At 55.2% G+C, this 19,989-nt stretch carries 16 protein-coding genes, 1 tRNA gene and 1 pseudogene; 12 read left to right on the top strand and 6 right to left on the bottom strand.

The genetic code is table 11. The features are described from left to right. Positions 1 to 7 precede the first annotated feature (7 nt). From WJU23_RS10870 to WJU23_RS10885, 4 genes are all read left to right on the top strand, one after another. Complete coding sequence (locus tag WJU23_RS10870) at positions 8 to 1,591, top strand: hypothetical protein (protein WP_346332584.1); 1,584 nt, start codon at positions 8 to 10, stop codon at positions 1,589 to 1,591. Positions 1,592 to 1,597: 6 nt separating this feature from the next. After that, positions 1,598 to 4,126 (top strand): PglZ domain-containing protein, encoded by a 2,529-nt coding sequence (locus tag WJU23_RS10875; protein WP_346332585.1) that lies wholly within the window; start codon positions 1,598 to 1,600, stop codon positions 4,124 to 4,126. Positions 4,127 to 4,132: 6 nt separating this feature from the next. Then, on the top strand, positions 4,133 to 6,205 hold the full coding sequence (gene brxL / locus WJU23_RS10880; protein WP_346332586.1) for a BREX system Lon protease-like protein BrxL: 2,073 nt from the start codon (positions 4,133 to 4,135) through the stop codon (positions 6,203 to 6,205). 402 nt (positions 6,206 to 6,607) lie between these two features. Further along, entirely contained in the window at positions 6,608 to 7,945 is a 1,338-nt protein-coding gene (locus WJU23_RS10885) for a hypothetical protein (RefSeq protein WP_346332587.1), read from the top strand. Between the two features lie 134 nt (positions 7,946 to 8,079). Here WJU23_RS10885 and WJU23_RS10890 read toward each other — a convergent pair. Further along, positions 8,080 to 8,416: pseudogene (locus tag WJU23_RS10890) on the bottom strand (type I restriction-modification system subunit M N-terminal domain-containing protein); the annotation flags it as partial. 288 nt (positions 8,417 to 8,704) lie between these two features. Beyond that, the gene (locus WJU23_RS10895) at positions 8,705 to 8,926 is read right to left on the bottom strand and encodes a helix-turn-helix transcriptional regulator (RefSeq protein WP_346332588.1); all 222 of its coding nucleotides are present in this window, start codon (positions 8,924 to 8,926) and stop codon (positions 8,705 to 8,707) included. 100 nt (positions 8,927 to 9,026) lie between these two features. Here WJU23_RS10895 and WJU23_RS10900 point away from each other — a divergent pair, with 100 nt between their 5' ends. The 4 genes from WJU23_RS10900 to WJU23_RS10915 all read left to right on the top strand — a co-directional run bounded on the left by WJU23_RS10900 (position 9,027) and on the right by WJU23_RS10915 (position 11,719). Then, positions 9,027 to 9,791 (top strand): hypothetical protein, encoded by a 765-nt coding sequence (locus tag WJU23_RS10900; protein WP_346332589.1) that lies wholly within the window; start codon positions 9,027 to 9,029, stop codon positions 9,789 to 9,791. A gap of 29 nt (positions 9,792 to 9,820) precedes the next feature. Beyond that, a complete protein-coding gene (locus WJU23_RS10905; protein ID WP_346332590.1) occupies positions 9,821 to 10,567 on the top strand; it encodes a hypothetical protein in 747 nt (248 codons plus the stop codon). Between the two features lie 18 nt (positions 10,568 to 10,585). Then, complete coding sequence (locus tag WJU23_RS10910; RefSeq protein WP_346332591.1) at positions 10,586 to 11,431, top strand: zeta toxin family protein; 846 nt, start codon at positions 10,586 to 10,588, stop codon at positions 11,429 to 11,431. A gap of 66 nt (positions 11,432 to 11,497) precedes the next feature. Beyond that, the gene (locus WJU23_RS10915) at positions 11,498 to 11,719 is read left to right on the top strand and encodes a hypothetical protein (RefSeq protein ID WP_346332592.1); all 222 of its coding nucleotides are present in this window, start codon (positions 11,498 to 11,500) and stop codon (positions 11,717 to 11,719) included. 237 nt (positions 11,720 to 11,956) lie between these two features. Here the strand turns inward: WJU23_RS10915 and WJU23_RS10920 are convergent, their stop codons facing one another. After that, complete coding sequence (locus WJU23_RS10920; protein ID WP_346332593.1) at positions 11,957 to 12,580, bottom strand: hypothetical protein; 624 nt, start codon at positions 12,578 to 12,580, stop codon at positions 11,957 to 11,959. A gap of 364 nt (positions 12,581 to 12,944) precedes the next feature. Here WJU23_RS10920 and WJU23_RS10925 point away from each other — a divergent pair, with 364 nt between their 5' ends. Then, positions 12,945 to 14,153, top strand: a complete 1,209-nt coding sequence (locus WJU23_RS10925) for a hypothetical protein (protein ID WP_346332594.1) — start codon at positions 12,945 to 12,947, stop codon at positions 14,151 to 14,153. 928 nt (positions 14,154 to 15,081) lie between these two features. Here WJU23_RS10925 and WJU23_RS10930 read toward each other — a convergent pair. Beyond that, positions 15,082 to 15,153: transfer RNA gene (locus WJU23_RS10930), tRNA-Thr, on the bottom strand. Positions 15,154 to 15,390: 237 nt separating this feature from the next. Between WJU23_RS10930 and WJU23_RS10935 the strand changes: the two genes are divergently transcribed. From WJU23_RS10935 to WJU23_RS10945, 3 genes are all read left to right on the top strand, one after another. Then, positions 15,391 to 16,920 carry a class I SAM-dependent methyltransferase gene (locus WJU23_RS10935; RefSeq protein WP_346332595.1) on the top strand — a complete coding sequence of 510 codons (1,530 nt, stop codon included), beginning with the start codon at positions 15,391 to 15,393 and terminating at the stop codon, positions 16,918 to 16,920. A 159-nt stretch (positions 16,921 to 17,079) separates the two neighbouring features. Next, a complete protein-coding gene (locus WJU23_RS10940) occupies positions 17,080 to 17,481 on the top strand; it encodes a hypothetical protein (protein ID WP_346332596.1) in 402 nt (133 codons plus the stop codon). Positions 17,482 to 17,542: 61 nt separating this feature from the next. Continuing rightward, positions 17,543 to 18,034 carry a hypothetical protein gene (locus WJU23_RS10945; protein ID WP_346332597.1) on the top strand — a complete coding sequence of 164 codons (492 nt, stop codon included), beginning with the start codon at positions 17,543 to 17,545 and terminating at the stop codon, positions 18,032 to 18,034. Positions 18,035 to 18,142: 108 nt separating this feature from the next. On the opposite strand, the gene WJU23_RS10950 is transcribed toward WJU23_RS10945, so the two are convergent. Further along, a complete protein-coding gene (locus tag WJU23_RS10950) occupies positions 18,143 to 18,997 on the bottom strand; it encodes a hypothetical protein (RefSeq protein ID WP_346332598.1) in 855 nt (284 codons plus the stop codon). 112 nt (positions 18,998 to 19,109) lie between these two features. Next, on the bottom strand, positions 19,110 to 19,955 hold the full coding sequence (locus WJU23_RS10955; protein WP_346332599.1) for a hypothetical protein: 846 nt from the start codon (positions 19,953 to 19,955) through the stop codon (positions 19,110 to 19,112). Positions 19,956 to 19,989: the final 34 nt, after the last annotated feature.

Consider the following 19,989-nt stretch of genomic DNA (forward strand, 5'->3'; position numbering starts at 1 on the left):
AAAAATCATGCTCGTTTACGCCAACGAATTCTATCTCCAAGCCAACCCTGACCATCTCAAGAAGGTGAAGGAGGGGATCAAATACTGGCTGGATGGCAAGATTGGCCCCGCCTTCCACAGAACGAAGATCATTCCTTTCGCGGAAAACATGATCATCAGAGACCCCAAGACGGGCATCAATGACATCAGTATCATTGGGACACCTGACCACGCCCTGGACTATTGTCTTTCGATTAATTTCCGCCACAATGACAGCCAGGTGAGCGGTCGTGCTTGGTTCACGCGAATTGGTCTCGAAAGGCCTTCGCCAGATGCACCCATGCGTGTAACCGTGCTCTTGGAGACCTCCGAGATTAGCCCTCAAGTGGCACTGAACCCGGTATCGCCCAGCAAGCCCGGAGTCGTTTCTGAAATCCTCAACCGCTGTGAAGTTGATCCCCGAACGCCTGGTAAGGAAATTAAAACGCTGAACCCCGAGTTCTTGGCTGAATTCCAGTCCGAAATCGCGAACGTCAATCGTCGCTATCCGATCCTCGTCGTGAGCCCGGATGATTTCTCCGAGAAGGCCCTAGTGGATACCAACGACCTCCGAAAGCGACTCGTTGGTTTGGCGCAGACTTATTTGATCCCAGACAAACGATCGGCCTGGAGACTGAGGGAGTCTGTTCCTGCCTATCACACAGCTTGGGATGGCTCGATCACGGTAATCGGGCCAATGGGAGAGGGTAGAGCACTGGGAAGAGTTTACAAAAACGACGAGATTGAGGCAATATGCCACGATACGGGGTTCTCGTTTGAACGGTATCTTTTCGAGGAAATCACTCACCGAAGCAACCTGTCGATGAGCCGGCGGCATACAGGTCATGATGTGGTGAGCCGGCGACTCGTTGCGTTCAAGCTCGCGAAGCTGCGAGAAGAGGCCACCACAGTGGAGAGCCTGAATGAGATAGTGAAGGTTTACGAGGAGGATCGAAATAAAGCGCTTCAAGATGTGAATGAACTGGAGTTCCGACTGCTCGCCACCGAAGAGGCCAATGAAGGACTGAAGCAACAGATCGGAGATCTGGACAAGAAGATCAGAACCCTCCAATTTCAGCTCAAGCAGGCGCGGGAGTCTACTGACAGGGAGGAGGTCCTGCAAGAAACCGACCTTGTACCAGGTTCGTTGGCCGAGATGACGTCCGCTCTTCAGTCTCACTACGGTGATCAATTGGAGATAACGGGGAACGCAGAGCGGACCATGAAGAAGTCGCCTTATGAGGATGTCGGTCGAGCATGGTCAGCATTCAAGGTGCTCGCCACTCACTTTTATGGGGCATTTACTCAGCAGTTGCAGATGCAGGATGCCATAGAAGAGCTGAGATTGGTGCCAGGGGAGTATGCCGGCAACAATAGCAAGGTCACGGCTGGGCGATTCGATGGTTACGAACGGATCCACAATGGAAAAAAATATGCTCTCAACAAACACATTGCTCTCGGCAATGCTCGCGACCCGAGGCTTTGTTTTCGACTCTATTTTGAATGGGAGCCTGATCAGAAAAAGATAATCATCCTCCACGCGGGCGAGCATCTGGACACTTTGAGCAGCTGAACAAACATGACTTTCGAGACCTTCCTTGCCCAACAGCTTGAAACCCGCATACGCCAGCGCCGGCTGCTCGTGGTCTATGACCCCGATCAACGATTCCGCGACATCGTCGCTAGCCTGAGGGACAAGTACACCCAAGTCCTCGACTGCGATGGTGACCTCCTGGAGGCACGTGAGGCTGCTCTGGAGTCTTTTGCGGCGCTAGGTGAAGACGCCTCCTGCAAGCAGAAGCTTGTGCTCTATGTGCCAGCAGTAAGATCGTTGGAGGATGCAGACCGTTGCTCGGACCCCTTCGCTGGTTTCGTGGTAGCCGGGGCATGCTTTCCAGATGGTGCCGGGGACGATTTCCGACAGCTCTGTCTTCAGTTTCTCCCCGAACAGGCCGGCCAAATCGAAGAAATATTCGCCTCAGGTGAACCGCCTGCCATTTCATTGATCAACAGCATGCGCAGCGGCGCGGTGGACTCCCCCATGTTGCGCGATTTGCTCAAGGCAGAGGGGCCCAAGGATATGCTGGTGAAGTTTCTTTCGGCAAGCGACGAAACCCTGAAGAAGCTGCGATCCACGACCCAATGGGTGAAGGATTTGAAGGATCTGGTAGCGCGCACCTTGGGGCTGAAACTGGACGGTGCAAAGGAAGCCGTAGAGGATCTGCAGACGCAACTTTGGCGTTACCTTCTTTTTTCCGAGTTTGCTGCCGATTTACCGGTGACATTGCCGGCGGGTCTTCAGTCTGTCCCGCGAGCAGGAATCTCGCATGAGCCTTTTGTGAGGTCCCTCTGCGGGACCTTGCGAGATTTGGGGAGCGCTCAAGCTGCCTACGAGGAGGCGGCAAACCGGGTGGCAGGAACGGAATTGGGTCTCGAAGCGCAATGCGGTTCCATTGAGGACTTTGGCGTTCTAGACACCTTCTCTTTTGAGGAACGTGGATTCTTGCGTCGGTTTGCTGAGCAATTAGGGGCTGGGCAGTTTGAGAATGCGCGGGAGATCGTGGCCCTCCGGCAAGGCTCCTTTTGGGTGGAAAGGGATGCGCAACGCTCCGCAGAATGGCAGGTGGCGGACTTGTCTGCACGTTTGATGCTCGAACTTCAGAGCCTTGAGGCTGAGCTGACCGTCAAGCGCTCACTCGATGAGTGGATCGATTTTTACACCAGTCGCTTTGGCATGGTGGACACCATCCACCGATGCATGGAACAAGTCGCAGCCGAGATCCTGCCGATAGAAGCCGTTCTTGCGGGTGTCCTGACTCAGGCTAGAGAGGCACATCGCGAAGCCTGCGACAAACTGGCTCGAGGGATGCAGGAGGAAGCGACCAAGACTGGCTGGCCATCCACAACCAAAGCGCGTTCGGTGGACATTTTCGACCGCTGGGTCGAGCCACGTTGGAAGTCGGGTGAACGCGTTGCTTATTTCTGGATCGATGCGCTTCGCTATGAACTGGCGCAAGCATTGGAGGCAGCTCTCGGGACCCACCACGGCACGAGGCTCGATATGGCATGCGCCAGCCTCCCATGCTTAACCCCCGTAGGAATGGCCGCACTATTGCCCGGTGCATCATCAATGGAGATCAAAGTCGATGCCGGAAAGCCAGTGGCGGTGATATATGGAAAGCCTGTCGATGGCCCCAAAGCGAGAGCAGAGGTGCTGGCCTCTTATGTCGGAGCTAGCCGAACACGCTTGGTAGATCTGGAAGATTTGGCCAATGGCAAGCTGCCCAATGACATCGAAATGATCGAGGTGCTGGCAGTGAAGACCAATGACATTGACTCACTTGGAGAAAGCAACCCGCTCTACTTCATCGGAATGCTTCCCAGCATTCTGCGGAAAATCCAGCTTGCCGTGAACAAACTCGCCGAAGCGGGTTTCACACGAGCGATTTTGACGAGTGATCATGGATTCGCCTGGATGCAGAGCACCAGTGCAGGGAATGCTATCGGTAAACCACCGGGGCAGTGGGTGATGGCAAAGGATCGTGTTCTGCTCGGTGAAGGAACCACTGACACACTCTCTCTCGTCCTGAACACATCTGATGCAGGCATCCGGTCCAGCCTCCAACAAATAGCAATTCCCAAGGGCATGGCGACCTATACCGCCGGGGTGACCTATTTCCATGGCGGCATTTCCCCCCAGGAGTGCATCCTGCCAGTACTTGATGTGCATTTGAAAACTGCCAACACGATGATGCCAACCCATCGAGTGGACATCACACTGACCTATCGGGGAGCATCTCGTGGCACTATCACCTCCCTGATTCCAGCGCTCGAACTCTCCTATCCTGCGGCGGACTTGTTTGGCCCTGCCAGCGTGTGCTTGTTGCTGCATGGAGTGGACAAAAGCGGCACGCTTGTAGGCGAGGCGGCGTCAAGCGCAGCGGTAGATCCAGCAAGCAGGGAGATTCACCTGGAGCGTGGTAAAGCGATCAAAGTGCCTTTGCGCCTAAAAGAAGGATTTGAGGGAGAGTTCAAGGTGGTCGCCATTGACCCTGTGAGCGGAACCACTTACGCAACAATCAAACTTGAAACAGCCTTTCACCACTAAACCGCTATGATTGCCCTGAACCAGAAATTGAATGAACTTTTTGCGGGACGCGTCGTGCGCAAGGACCTGGTCCAGCGGGTCAAGAAGGGAACCAATGCCCCGACCTTTGTTCTGGAGTTCCTGCTTGCGCGCTATTGCGCTACCGACGACGCAGACGAGATCGAGTCGGGCTTGGTGGCAGTGAATGAGACTCTTCAAGGCAACTTCGTTCGACCCAACGAATCCAATGCTGCGCAATCCATCGTGCAACAGCAAGGAAGTCACAAATTCATCGACAAGGTCCGCGTGACCCACAATGAGAAAGAAAAGCGGCATTGGGCTGAAATGGAAAATTTTGGCAGCCGCCGAATCGCCATCAACGAACGCCACTATCGCGACAACAAACGCCTGCTCGAAGGTGGCTTGTGGTGTGAGGTCGTTGTCGGCTACAATACTATTGAAGACGATGAGTATGCATTCCACATCGAAGACCTGCGACCCATCCAAGTTTCGCGCTTCGATTTCGATACATTCATTGACGCCCGGCGGCAGTTTACCAGAGAAGAATGGAAGACGACCATCCTTCGTTCAGTGGGACTGGAGGCCGACCATCTCACCCCACGCCAACAAATGCTATATCTGGCGCGATTGGTGCCTCTCGTAGAGGCTAATTACAATTTTGTGGAGCTCGGGCCTCGCGGAACGGGTAAGTCTTATACCTTTTCTGAGTTCTCGCCCTATTCAACGCTTATCAGTGGCGGCCAAACAACGACAGCCACGCTCTTTTACAACAAGACCCGCCGGCAGGTCGGGATCATTGGTTACTGGGACAGTATTGCATTTGACGAGGTGGCTGGCATCCGTGTCAAAGACCCAGGAACGATTCAAATCCTCAAGGATTTTATGGCGAACGGACGATTCAATCTCGGAGCCGAGGTTATTGCGCCAGCAAGTTTGGCCTTTGTTGGCAATATCGACGATTCGATTTCCGAAATTGTCCGGTCGTCACAGTTTGATCTTTTCAAACCACTCCCAGAGGAATTTGATCTCGCTGTCATCCATAGATTCCATCAATACCTTCCGGGGTGGGAAATCCCTGCAAATGCCGATCACCTGTTGACGGAAGAGTATGGATTCATCACCGACTACTTGGCTGAGGCGTTCCATTACCTGTTCAAGCACCGGAACTACTTTCCGGCGGTTAAAAAGCGCGCGAAACTCGGAGCTGGGTTTCAGGGGCGTGACGAGACTGCGGTTTACAAGACAGTGGCCGGCCTGATCAAATTGCTGCATCCTGATGGGGAGTGCGGTGATGATGAGTTTGAAGAGTATTTGGCCTATGCAATTGAAGGTCGCCGGCGGGTGAAGGAACAGCTCAACAAACGGAAAAAGGATGAGGAATTCGGCGAGATTCGGCTGTCTTACACCAACACTCGAGGTGAGAACGTGGAGGTTCATTGTCCTGAAAGCCAGGGCGTGGACGCCACACTCAGGCCTCGGAGCGGACCTTCTGAAGCATTGACACCACCGGGATTGCTGCCGCCCGTTGCTCCGCCTGGGGCAGTTTCGGACGAGGAAACCGGAGCGGTTGCCAAGGCAGCTGACGAATTGAAGGACAAACACTTCACCATCCGGTATGGAGATAGCGGCTACTCTTACCAAGCAATCTTTGGCGCATACCTTCAAGGTGCAAAGAAGCTCGTAGTTGAGGATCCCTACATTCGCAGGGATCACCAGATTCGGAATTTTCTGCAGCTTTGCGAGCTAGCTGTGCAAGGGGGCACTATCAAGGCGGTCGAACTGGTCACATCTGCCGAGCATGAAGCCCAAAAAGATGATGCAGTGAAGAGGTTGGACGAGATCAAGGAAGGCCTTGCGGATTATGACGTAACGTTATCCTACAGGTTTGATGATAAAATTCATGATCGGGAAGTGCGAACCGATACAGGCTGGCACATTCAGATCGGACGAGGCCTCGACATCTACCAAGGCCCGATGACTCGGCTTAAAGTAGGCGCGACGAACTTTGACCTGCGACCTTGCATGGAGACCAAAGTGAGCATTTTCAAGCAGGTTGAAGGCGAAAATGGGCTGCTTTAGGTATTTCGCTCCATTCGCAACCCGAAAGCCCAGGCGAAGGAACGACAAGAGCGGGGCTCCTGCAGAACCTGGGTTTGAGGGACCTGGAGGGGCGGGGTCAAAAAGTCCCGGTCTTCGTGCTGCTTTTGGTCTGCGCCAAAGCGAAACGAAGTTCCAGTCGCAAGCGAATCCGTGCTGCCCTTAGCGGGACGCATATTTCCCCACCACCAAGCAAAACGCCGCCAGCTATTGCCGTTGTGTCTCCCCTTGGTGCGCAGCCATCCCCGCAATCATGAGCAACTTTCGAAACATCAGTCCTGAGGAAAGGACCCTCAGAGAAGAGATCTACAATCCCGCAACTCTTCAAAAGATCGCACGTGCAATGCATCCGATGTGGGAGGACAGGAAGACCAGCGAAGGGTCGTGCCGGAAGCCAAGGCGATTCTTTCGGCTGCCGAGTCGGCCATCATCGAAGCCGCGAAACTCCAGCAGGCCGCAAAGAAAGAGAAGGAGGCGGCTGCAGAGCTGTTTGCAGAGGCGGAAGCAGCTGATCCCGCGAAAATCCGGGCAGATGCATATCAAGAGACCCAACGAGTCAGGGCTGCCCTTGAAAAATTGCTCCGCGAAAAGGACATGGAACTGCAAAAGTGGCGGGCACTGGCCAGGGGAAAGACGCCACCGAAAGCACCTGACCTCCTCGAATTAGAGGAGAAACGTGCTTTGGAAATCAGGTATTGGAAGTCGGAATCGCAAGCCCGGGGCGACCGAATAAAAGAGTTGGAACGGCTGTTGACTGCTGAAAAAGAAGACCATGAAGCCGTGAAGGCCCGGATGGCGGATATCCAGTCGATCAACGGCCAGCTGGAACAAGATGCTGTCGAACTCAATCTGACCCTCGACCACCTTGAGGAAGAAAACCTCAGGCTGGGGGAGCGAATCAGAGAAGTAAACGTCAACGCGCACCAAACCATGGCAGAGGCGGCTCCCCTTGCAGCCGGCGCGCCTCAATCTTTCTGGACCTGGTTGCGAAAAGCAAAGTCATCGGCATCAAGTATGGCGGAAATGGGACGCGTCTTTGTTCATGGCAACAGCCCCTTTACGGAAGGGCAGATGGATAAAATCTTCACCGAGGCCGGCTGTGACCGCTCCCCAGATGGCCGAAGCGCGAGGATTGTGGTTGTGGGAGTTGAGGGCTTTTCGACTGCATATTTGGACGGATTGATCCGAGGGAAAGACACGCCCAAAATTTGGACGCAAGAGCTGGCGCTTGCTGCGTTAGCAACAGGTGATGACCCGCTAGTCACATGTCCGCTGACAGTCCTCAGAGAGCTAGGGAAAGTGCACCCAGCAATCACATATTTGATGCAGTTGGGATTCGAGTGGCCAGTGCTGCCGGCAGAACAGGAGTCTGACGTATTAATCATAGGAAGCTTTTCGGCCGAGCAGAGCCCTCTAACGATAATGGGATATCATGTGGGAGAAGAATACCCGAGGGGGCTCGCACGAAGATCGCGGCTTGCTAAAATCTACAGCAATCGTCTGGCTTTCTCTGCCGATTACCCCGCAGATCGCAAACGTGAATGGGGCTCTCCCTGCACACCGCAAAGGCTAAAAGAGATCGCTCTGCAGATCTGCCGGAACATTGGCAGGAACCAGGGGCGGAAGGGGCTGCGGCTTGCTTGCCTACATTGGGAGCAGGATCTGGCATGGCTAAAATCGAAGTTTTACACCGGAAAGGCCGATTTTGTGTGGCCGGGATAAGCTTACGCCCGGTGGGACAATGTATGACAGGAGGCGGGGCCACGTAACACCTGCTGAAGATGTATGGGGTCAACTTACGCGAGTGTCAGAGCACTCAGCACCTGGACGTCTGGGCTGGTTGCCTGGATGGACGAGAATCGGTCCCGCAAGGGGGCGGAGAATACCCGTACGTAAGTGCGGAGGTTCTCGCCGAGGTTATCCTAGTCGCCCATGAGATTCTTCAGGTCCAGGAGCGAGGTGTTGTAAAAGAGCAGGCCGGATTTGCGCAGGAGAAAGGGTTCAGGATTGAGGCCTGCTTTCTTGCGTTTCTCCTTCTCTGCCAGCACGGCGGGTTTGGTGCCCTCCAGCACGCAGTCCAGGCGACGCAGAACGGTGAAGGGCAGAATGACCTTGCCGTATTCAGGTTGTTTGTAATCACCGCAGCAGGTCCGCCACGGACCAAATGAAGGAGGAGAGATTCGGATCGGGCATGGGGTATCAAAAAGGCCGGCGGAGAGCGACAGGTAGAGACGGCGCATCCAAGCGGTTCTTATCCACGATAGCAAGAAAGCTCTCCAACGAGTGTGCTCAGCGGGGTCTCTATGAACTGCCCAGGGAACGAACACCATCCATTGATTTTGCCAGGATCAGGGCTGGCACTGAATCCCTTCCTTCAGAGGTCGTCGGAGCGACGTGGTTGCCAGGAGAGGTGCACCCTCTCGGGTCAGCTTCAAACGCCTAGAAAGGCCGTTTCTGGCCCTTTTGGGGGCATCTGCTGTCTCAAGGGGCATTGCTTTTCCGCTTTGGGGGTGCTGAGGCCCTCGCCATCAGCTCTGGCAGGTTCACTTGGAGACCTTCTGCGATGTGAATGAGCACCCAAAGAGTCGGTCTTGCCTGGTCGTTTTCGATGTGAGTGATCGTGGTGCGGCTCAAGCCGATGGCAGCAGCCAGAGCGGTGGCGGAGATGTTTTGGCGCAGCCTTTCCTCCCGAAGAAGCAGCACGAGCCGCCTTTCGATGGGATGAAGTTGGGACGCATCTGGCACACCCTGAAAATTGGTGTTGCATGGGACAATGCACGGGCATTAAAATGCCCGTGATGTTATGAAGCTCCCTTTTCTTTGCAGGCTGGACGAAAGCGGGGTTCTTTTGAACCCCGGTCACATTGATGCGGATCTCTCGGTAAACGGAGCCGGGCGGGAATTAGGATTGCCGAAGCCCGGACTCAGGGTGTGGCTGGTTGGTATCTTTTTGGCACTCGCAGGAACTGTCACCGCCAACAACTTTGACGACTGGGTGGAGTCAAACAGGGGGCGTGTATGGACAGCCGCAGATGGACGCAAAATTGAGGCTGTTCTGTTAAGCTATGATTGGCCAGGCAAGACCGTCACCGTAAAAAGGAAAGATGGAAACCGGTTCACCTTCGAACTCCAATATCTGTCGCAAGAGGACTACCAATTCATCAAAGAACTGGCCACTGTCCCACGCCTGATTACCCCGGCGGACATGAAAGAGAGGCTGCTGTCCCATCAACTGCGGGACATCTATGGCAATGTTTCGACGTATGGCGGCAAGAATCAGCGATTGCTTGATGAATTTAAAAATACAGTTCGAGCAGGGCAATACGAAATCGAGATTCAGCTTGAGGCCATTGAATGGAATGCCGCTGAGTATCGAAGGGTTGGTGACATTGAAAATGCTGAAAAGGCGGACGCCAAGCGCAGCGAATTAACTCTCCAAAAAGAGCAGCGGAACCTTCTGCGCCGCCAGGTGGAAGCAGCAGAGGCGACTGCCGAAGCCGCGCAAGATATGGCAAGACAGCTTCAGCAGATTAAAAATGAGATTTGGATGTATCGGAACAGTTGGTGATACGCCAATGCGCCAACTTGATGACCGCCATGCAGAAGCCGCCACCCAGACGTGACACGCCAGAAGAGATATTGGCGGAGATGCAGGAACTAGCCGACTCCTTCGTGGTGGAAACTTTGAATGAATTCCTACCGCAGGAACCGTTGACTTGTGAAGAATTGGCAGCGCTGCGGAAGTATTCACAGCGGGGAATCATTGACGCATACGTCGTCAGCTTACTGGCATTAAAAAGAGCTTGGGGAAATTCGTTCTCTGTGGATACATCACAGACAACCGTGAGCGCAAAACTGAAGAGGACGGTTGAAGCACAGAAGGAAATCTTGCGAGGCGCGAGATCTGCAATTCTGGAAGTGGATGGTATCAGTGACCCAGACCTCAAGGCTTTCGCGGATGCAAGCATGAGGCAGCGAATGGGGCAAAGCCTGACGCCAGAACAGGCCGGTATTCTTTTTGCGGCAACTGACACGAGTGGAGCGCCTCTTGTGATCCAAGCTGCTGGCAAAGTCATCTGGACTGACGCAGGTCTTGCCGTGCTGGAATACGCCATGCCAAATACCAAGACTGGATTTTTTTATGACAGCCAGCGGGAACAAGAAATAAGCCCGACAGACCTGCTGCTTGAATTGCTTGACGCGGCAGAAATGTCTTCAGCATCAGCACAGTCAAAAGCTCATAATGCCCAGCCGAGCCAGGCATTGAAGGAGGCTTTCGCATTCATCACTGCAAAGACTGTTCAAGAAAGAGAAAACGAACACGGTGGACATGTGAAATTTTAGCGGTATTATTTGTTATACATGATGCAGAACGAGATTTCTTTGCCACCTCTTGAAGTGAAGGCAGAAGAAGAAGTTTCACGCCAGCGGCTGCACCAGGTCATTCGTGACAGCTACGCGGTAAGACTCTGGAATGCGAAGAGCGATCAGGGACAGGTTGTGTTCACCATGGGAGGACCCTCGGCAGGTGCAAACGTCCTTATTGAAGAACTCCAGAGCAAGGGGGAATTGCCATGCGGAGAAAGGCTGTTGGTGCTCTGCTCCGATGACATCCGCTTTTTACTGCCGGAGGCCCAATCGCTCATCGCCCAAGGGCATCACACTCTCTGGCCGGTTTATCATGAATCACTAATGCTCCTGGACACCATCATCGAAGATATCCTGGATGCTCCGTTCAGAGCCAATCTCGTGTGGGACACCACACTGACCTCGCTCAAACAGGCATTAGGAGCCATGCAGCGCTTTAAGGCCGCTGGATACACCGTGCATGTGAGAGGGATACTGATTGACCCATGGGAGGCCCTCACTCGCTCCAGCCTCAGGATGCTAGAAACCAAGCGTGTTTTAGACCGGAATGTCCTTTTAAAACTGCACAAAAAGGTTAACACCGACTGGCAGGAATACACCCGCCATCCTCACCTCATCGACAGCTACGAGTTCAAGGGCGTCATGTTTGGCACCGAGGTCTATTCCGACGGGGGAGAGGGACAGCGGTTTGTGACCATTGCCTCTTCATTCGCTCCTGTAGGCCCGGAGGCAATGGACCAGCGACTCCATGCCGTAGCACGCAGCATTCTCGACGAGAATGCCGACTCGCGAGCAAGTCTGTTTGCCAGCTATTACCCAAATCATCCGGCGCTGCGGTAAACGAATGGCTGGGCATTTTCGTGCCCGATTTTATTGCAGTTTGACGAAAAAGCACGATATTAAGGCGTGAAAGAAAGTCATTCGAAAGTCGCCTCTCAGGCGGAGGTGTTCGAAGAGGAAGCTGAACTTCCTGATCAACGTTCAGCCTTTGAAAGCTGGTGGCTGGAACGTCGGGAACTGGATCTGCCCTTAGTCCCATTTGGGACATATCACCTGGATGCCGTTGAATACCCTTTGCCGAGCGAGATCCACTGGGACTATGCCCTGGCATCAGATTCCAAAGCCTAACAAAATAATACTCATGAAAACGCCATACATACCCATCACACTGGAAGATCTCAATCTCACGGAGGAGGACACGGAACTCTTGATCAGCGGAGCCAGACACCTGTTCAAGGAGGACATTGGAGAGGAGGACGAGCTAGCGACGCCCTCGCCATTACCAGAATTTTATCCGCCCGTTAAGCCGTAACGGGGTGCATATCATCCCCGCAATGCGCGGTTCGTTTTCGACCCAATAGGAGGTTATGTATGCGCATGCGTGCTCACTGTCAAAGTGGCTTGCGCAACGCCTTCCCGAGCTTGGCTTCGATGCCAAGGAAAATCATCAAAACGACGACGACGCTTCCCTTGCCTGGATCGTATCTTCGCACCTTCCTTTGACGGCCTGCGCTTTATACCAATGCAGAACCAAAGGCGCGGTTTGACCCGCTCGGGCAACCAGGGCGCAGGGTATTTCACGAACGCTTTTTCTTTTAACACTACATCTTTGGCGAGGTAAAGCTGAAGACCTTTTCCACCCCCACTAGCTGAGTAATCGAACAAATTTCCCATGTTGTTCTGAGCCTCCACTAGGTCGAGCCAAAGCCGACGAAAAGCAGAGATCTGCGTTTCATCCAATGGCGAGGCCAGCCCGATATGAAAATGAGCACCAATTTCTTCGCGGTGCGGTGGATCAAATTCGGTGACAAAGAGCAGAGCAGGAAAGCCCTTTCGGCGATGCCAGTTTGATAGGGTGTCCTTCAGTTTCTTGATGTATGCCCTGAGTTGTATCCAGGACAGAATCCTGTTCTGACTCGGAGCAGTCAGTGTGACCAGAGCCATCGACGAGAACGCGAGAGAAGTGGCCAGCAAGGCATCTTTGTCCATGTCGGAATACGGCTTTGCCCCCCTTTCGCCAGGCTTTGGCTTTGGCGGCACGATTCGACGTTTTTTGGCGCGATTCGGCAGACTCCCTGATGTGGGAGGATCGAGGATAAAGTCTCGCACGACTAGACAGTGATCTCAGATTCAAAACGGAGGATTTCACTGAGCGGGATGCGGACGAGCCGACCGTTCTTATGGGCACGAATTTGTCCAGCTTTGATCCGACGCTTAACTGTGACGACAGAACACTCCCAGCGTGCTGCCAGGGCAGCGGGGCTAAGACTCTGGTCTTGGAAAGGTGTGAGTGGTTGATTATGTATTTTCATGAGTGCTTGTGGCTCCTCAAGAACTCGGCACCCTCTCACTCATGCGTGATTTACCCTACACCCTATCGATTGCAGAGTTTGCGAAGCTTCTGCAATGCAGTGTCGATTCAGCCAAGCGCTGGCTGAAGACCTGGCCCGCCAATAGCACAGTCAAGGTGACAAAGAGCCAAGGCGGTCATTGGTCGGTTGAGCTACCAAAAGGGGATTACTCGCTTCTCAGATGCCGCTTACAACGAGCCCTGGAAAAGGTGTTTCAGCGAAAGCAGATCAGAACGGCTATGCCCTTCCAGTTAGGACATGTCAGTGTTAACCCGGAAGAAGAACTAAATGGAGTCTCGGCCCCATGGATGTGGCAGGACGTGGATGGACTATTCCAACAGTTTATCGAAGAACAGAGCGCAGACCACGCCATGCACCCGTTGCAGTCAGACAGCCCTGAACGAGAGACTGCTATTGCTCAACAATTACTTCAGGTGAATGACAGGACATTGATGAAACTGTTTGCGCCCTATATTCTGAGTAACGCAGCCTTTCGCATTCAAAAGTCACGCGTCATGCATGACATAAACGGCAACCCCGAGACTGACAAAAAACTGACAGTCCCAGCCTTGGCCGAGGCACTTGGAATAAGCCATGCCTCACTATATCGACACCCGTTTGGCAGATGGAAAGTGCAGAGCGCTTTGCGAGAAGCGACTGGGGGAGGGGGAAAGAATACTGCCACAGAAATCAGTGTGGGGGAGGCGGAGCAAGAGGGACTTCATATCGATAGAAAACTGGATGAGCGGACATACCAGGATCAGAAGCCGAGGAGAACTCGGAAGAAGACGATCAAAATACGTCATTTCCTCTGCTGGCATGGAGTGGACTGGCCGCAGGGACGGCAGGCTACCTTAGCCCTGATTCCAGAGACAGCGGTGGATAAAACGGCTCGCCCCAGCTACCCCGAGAACCCGTTCAAGAAGCGTTTGCATGCATACTCGGAGGCCGAGCTTCAGGGCATTCTACGATGGCTGGAACAGAATCTGGTCATGGAACGCGAGACCGTCGCAGTGGTGTCACCCAAGGATGATGGCTCAGGATACCAGTGGGATTACAACGAAGGCCAATACATCGGCGAATCCTCCACATGGGAGGAAGCCGCCGCCAGCGTTTTGAAAGTGTTTAGGCCCGAGCGGTTCAATCGCAACTTTGTGATTCTGAATCCCAAAGCAGATGGGGAGTATGAAGTTCCCTGGCGCTTGGTTTGAGATAGAAAGGCTCTTGGAAACCCGGCAGGGGAGCGCCGGGCACGAAATGCGGTTGCAAATGTGCGGGTGAACGTACCGTCTAGAAGATGAAGAAGGAGACCCAATACCGAAGTCCGTGGATGGGCGGCACTTAGAGCCACATTCGGCGGGTTGGTGTGGAGAGACGGCGGAGCCGGGATCGAAAGCTATGGAAGATCATGGAAGACTCAGTGAGGAAGCTGAAAGAAGAGGAAGCCAGGACCGGCAAGCCGACCCCTATGCCCAAAGTCTGTTAGAGAGCCCCTACACGCCACCAGGGTGGCCCAGGGCGAGCTTGGACTGGATTTACCCAAACACGGGCTAATAGGGCGCAAATCGCCTGTTGGAGCGGTCAGCAGCACGGAAAGGGCGCTTTGCCGGGCTACGATGCTGACCATAACCCGACGTCCCATCAAACATCACCGGGGAGGCGAAAGAACGGGAACAGGAACCTCCCGGAGGCCCGAGGCTGGGGACGCCTTCAGGAATGGCAGGGTAGGCAAGGGAGCTGGCGACCCAGACTCGACTCCCGGGGTTCAAGCGGGCAAGAGGCCCCTCGTCAGCGATGACGGATTCCACCCGGCGGTTATCGGAGATCTCCACCCCGCCCAAGGGGCCGCGTGCGAGGCCTGTCCAGGAGGCGCAGAAGGCTCTCACCGCCCTGGACTCGGTCACCTCCTGACCCGGTCACCTCCTGACCCGGTCACCTCCTACCCGTCATCACCATGACCGGGTCACACCTGACCAGTCGCCGCCTGACCGGGTCACCACCTGACCGGGTCAGGTGGGGGAAGGACCGTGGAAAAGGCTTAACAGCAGGCCAAGCTCCGAGCCTGGAAGTGCACAGAAATTGCACGGTGGCAGATTCATGAATCGCTGTAAACCAACGTAAATCGTTGATACTAAAGGGAGCCGAGAGTCGGATTTGAACCGACGACCTGATGATTACAAATCAACTGCTCTACCACTGAGCTATCCCGGCAGGCGCCTGTTCGGCGGGGTTACGAGAATAAACCGGGAAGGTCTTTCGGCAACCGGATTTGCAAAAAAGAGTGCTGCTTTCTGGCGGTGACTTCAGGAGGGCCGTTCTATGGACCCAGGCGCGGAGGAAGATGCGGGGCCAGGCTGCGCCGCCAATGGGCAGGATTCGCGAAGGAGGCTGCGTAAAGGGTTGCCTCGGAAGGATTGTTCACAGATTCTGGCTTTCCTCTCCCTGCCCATGTCCACTCCCTACGATCAGGTCCCCTATCCTTGCAATGCCTATGCGCAAACGCACCCGGCGCATCTGGCGATGATCGCCCGGCTGCATGGGCTGGACCCGGCGGCGCCGGAGCAGTGCCGGGTGCTGGAGATCGGCTGCGGGGACGGGGGCAATCTGCTGCCGCTGGCGTATGTGCTGCCGGGAAGCCGTTTCCTGGGCATTGACCTGGCGGCGACGAGCATCGAAGCGGGTCTGAAACATGCGCAGGCTTTTGGGCTGACGAACATTGATTTCCAGGCGCTGGACCTGATGCAACTGAGCCGGGAGGATATCGGGGAGTGGGATTACATCGTTGCGCACGGCGTGTTTTCCTGGGTGCCTGAACCGGTGCGGCTGCGGCTGCTGGCGCTGTGCCGGGAGGTGCTGGCCCCGCAGGGGGTGGCCTTTATCAGCTACAATGCGCATCCGGGCAGCCACCTGCGCGGCATGGTGCGGGACATGCTGGCTTATCACACGGAGAATGCGCAGGACCCGGCGACAAAGATTTCCCAGGGGCGGGCGCTGATGCAGTTTCTGGCGCAGAGCCACGGCACGGATGATGAATACGGGGCGCTGATGCGCAGTGAGGCGCAACGGGTGCTGAAATACGATTCGAATCACTTTTATCATGATGACCTGGCGGAGATCAATGAGCCGTTTTTCCTGCATCAGTTTGCGGATCTGGCCGGGGCGCACGGGCTGCAGTACCTGGGAGATGCGGATTATTCGTCCATGCATGCACTTCGCTATCCGCCGGAGGTGCGGGATGTGCTGGCTGGCCTGGGGGACGATGTGATCCGGGCGGAACAGTATCTGGATTTCCTGAAATGCCGCCGCTTCCGCCAGTCGCTGCTGTGCCACCAGGAGGTGAAAGTGCTGCGCCAGGTGCCCCCGGAGGTGCTGGAGGGCCTGTATTTTGCCTCCGCCGCCAAACCGGACAGCGACGCGGTGAATCTGCTGGATGGCAGCAGCGTGACCTTCAAGGGAGAAGGCAGCCTGCAACTGACCACCAGCCATCCGCTGGCCAAGGTGACGCTGGCCTACCTGGGCCTGCACTGGCCAGACCGGGTCAGCCTGCATGACCTGGCACAGGCGGCAGGCGGTGCACTGGGGTCGCTGCCAGAGCAGGGCAGCCTGGAGCATGTGATGACGGAATTTCTGCAAATGGGGGCGGCGGAGGCGCATGCGATGCCGGCCCCCTTTGCCACGCGACCGACAGAGAGGCCACGGGCGAGCGCGTGGGCGCTGTATCAGCGGCAGTTCGGCGGCGGCATCACCAATCTGCGCCACCAGACCTTGCATATCCGTGATGATTTTGGCCTGTGGCTGCTAGGGCAGATGGACGGGACCCGGACGGCGGACCAGATCGCCCATGAAATGGCGGCGACGGTGAAACCGGGACCGGATGGGAATCTGGACATGAACAAGGAACTGCAGGAAGCCCGTGAACTGGTGCAAAAAGGCCTGGCTCAACTGGCGGTGCTGGGCTTCCAACTGGCGGAGAGGTGATACCGCTGCCTACCAAGGTCGCAGCTCTGAGGAAAAGGCTGGATATACTCGGCAGCAGACCATGCAACTTGCTTAGCGGGCTATCTTGTAACATCCTTCTTACGCGATCCATGCATTTTTGGCTGGACACGCTGGGGGGTTTTGCGCTCTTTTTAGGCCATGACGCCCTCACCGACGACGCCGATTGTCAAAGATCATCCTGATGGCTACCGGGTGGAGTGGCCCGGTTATCAGCGCGCCTTTGCGCTATTTTCCGTCGAAGGCACAAGTGTGATCGTGACGGATATTTTCCGGGATGCCAACCAGCCCAAAGGATCGGCCGGTCAGATGCTGGCGGATGCCTTCCGTGTGGTGGGCATTTGCCGCCCGTCCAAAGTGCGGCTGTCAAACATCCTCGACACCCAGCCGACGCTGGCCCAGCTCCAGCAGGGCAAGCCGCCTGCTGAGACGGTGCTCGGCCAGGTGCTGGTCTCCCTCGGAAAGGCCTTGGGCCTGATGCCCGTGGCCTGGGACAGCGGCCAGGCACGCGGCAAACCCTTCATTGAAGCAACGTTTGGTTAATTCATATCAGTCCGCGCCAGTTCACGATCCATCATTCAACCCATCACCTGCCTTTACTATTATGGTCACCGTCTATATCTGGAGTTTTCGGGGAAAAAGAGAAGCCTGGGGGCATGCCTCCATGAAAGTGGGCAGCAATTACATTTCCTGGTGGCCGGAAAAGCCTGGACAGGTTCCTTCAGGCATCCACGAAAATATTTATGCCTCCAGTCCTTATCGAAACCGCAGTTTCGAGGCCGACACAGAGGCGGAAGGCCAGCCTCCGGACTCCGTCATTGAACTCAATGGACTGGATGAAAACGCCATCAAGAACTGGTGGCAGTCCTTTGGTCTGGCCAGGGATGGCGTCATGTACCAAGGTCCCCTGCAATCCTGGGATACCTTGAAAAGAAATTGCTCCACGGTTGTCGCCAACGGCCTGCACCTGGGCGGCGGAGACACGTATGCAGAATGGCACAAAACCTGGAACCTGGTCTGGACTCCGGCCGATGTGAAGCAGTATGCGCTTTCTATTCAGAAGGGGCTGAAAAAGACTGCCAGCGCCAGCAAATAGATTTTCCTCTTTGCCGCTGCATTTCCCAGTTTTGCGACAGGTGCTGTCACCTTATATAGCACCTGAACGCCATATCACTATTGCCCCAAGGCTTGCTCAGGAGAGCTATCACGCGGCAGGTGCCCGCAATACTTTCAAGGCCCAGTTATTGCCAGGATATTTGGTGGCGTTGTTGTAAACAAAGGATGCGCCGTAATTGTTTTTAGGGTCTGAAGCCCAATCATAGGACGGCAGGATCTTCTTGTCAGTGAACAATTGGGTGTGCCCATACTTCCAATGGCCATCCACGGCGGCTCCGCTGGAAGTAACCCCACCATCATCGTGTAGCCCCCAATAGACGATGACATCTCCGATGTTAAATTGGGTGGTCGCAATCAGTTCCTTGAGCTTGGTTTTGGAACAGTCTGCCGCCACAACGGTCTCAGAATAGCCCAGAAGCTTCAGGTTGTTGTGATAGCTCTGCTGCTTGGCATTTCCTCCTGCAGCGAGCATGCTGCTGTAAGAGGTGATGGGATGCAAGGGCTGGCTGCGCAGGGACTTGATGTAGTTATAAGCTAAATTAAAAGTATATTTTCCGCACATGTTTCCTGGACTGACGGCGATATCATAAAGCTTGGCAGCTTCCTTCAATGCGGCGATCTGCTGTGCCGTTGAAAAAGCTCCGCTCTGATTCGTCGGCGGCGGCAGAGCCACCTGATCCGAAGGCGGCGGCGGGCCGTTCTGCGTCAGGGCCTTGATGGTCTTGCCCCCCACATCCACCCTGCCATCAGGCCTGGACAGGCCCATCTTGAACTGCTGAAAATACTCAATGGCTGCGATGGTCTTCTGACCCACAATGCCATCCACCACCAATGAACCGATGATGGAACCGATGCGACTATTGAGCAGTTGCTGAACCAGACGGTTATCCTCCGTCTTGGAATTCATGCCGCCTTTGCCAACAGAAGTGGTGATGGTGCTCATGGAATCAATGGCTAAAGCCTAACGAAAAGCATGGAATGGATTTTGACAAAGCTCAACATCATAATTATTTGAGTGACTTTTTGCCAGCCATCAATGGCCGCGACGAAGCCGCTTATTCAAACGGCTCCACATCCACGTCCGGATTTGGCAGCGAGCGCTCATGAAGCTGCTGGCCTTGAATCACCTGGGGGACGCGTTTGCCGGGCAGATTCAGGTAGGGGCAGTCTGCTGGCTGGGTGGACTGGGGGGCCAGGCGGCTTTCACCGGGAGAGATCCAGCGCACCCGTCCGCGCTTGATCCAGGATTCAAGATCGAAGTCCCAGGCGTCATTCGCGGCCTGCCAGCGCAGGTTGCCTTGGGCATCGGCCACATCATATTCATCCTTTTCCAGCCAGGGGGAGGAGAGCTGGCCGGGCTGCCGGGGGGCGGAGGAGAAGTAAGCAAGAATGTAGGCCACATAACCGCACTGCAGAGGGATCTCTGAAATGACCATCTGCATGTCGGGCGCGCGGAGGATGCGTGGAATCACATAAGGTACTTCCGGGCCGACAAGAGCATCATGCCTGCCTCCCTTGGGCGGCACCTGGCGGAGATTGAGGGCTCCTTTCAGCAGGCGATAAGACGGTGGGCGCTGCTCCCCTTCATAGGGGCGGCGGGTGAACTCCATCCACCACAGGCCTTGCAGATCCACCGGGTCAAAGGCAATGACCAACGGCTGCCCGGTAAAGGGGCAGATGGAGGCCTGGATGCGCGGCAGACATTCTCCATATTCATCCCGGTTGCGCCCGATCAGGTCTCTGATCTTGCGGATCTCCTGGCGCACGGGCTGGCGGCGTGCGGTGTCATCCTCGTGCAGGGACTGGAGCTGCTCGTCCAGCAGATGATAGCGGGTCAGGAGCTGCTCCCGGGTCTCGAGCAAACTGCGGCGCCTGGCCTTATCGAATGGAGGGATCGTCATGAGGAGAGGGTAAGTAAAAGAACGTCGGTTTTGA

The sequence above is a fragment of the Prosthecobacter sp. SYSU 5D2 genome (genome assembly GCF_039655865.1).
GTDB lineage: Bacteria > Verrucomicrobiota > Verrucomicrobiia > Verrucomicrobiales > Verrucomicrobiaceae > Prosthecobacter.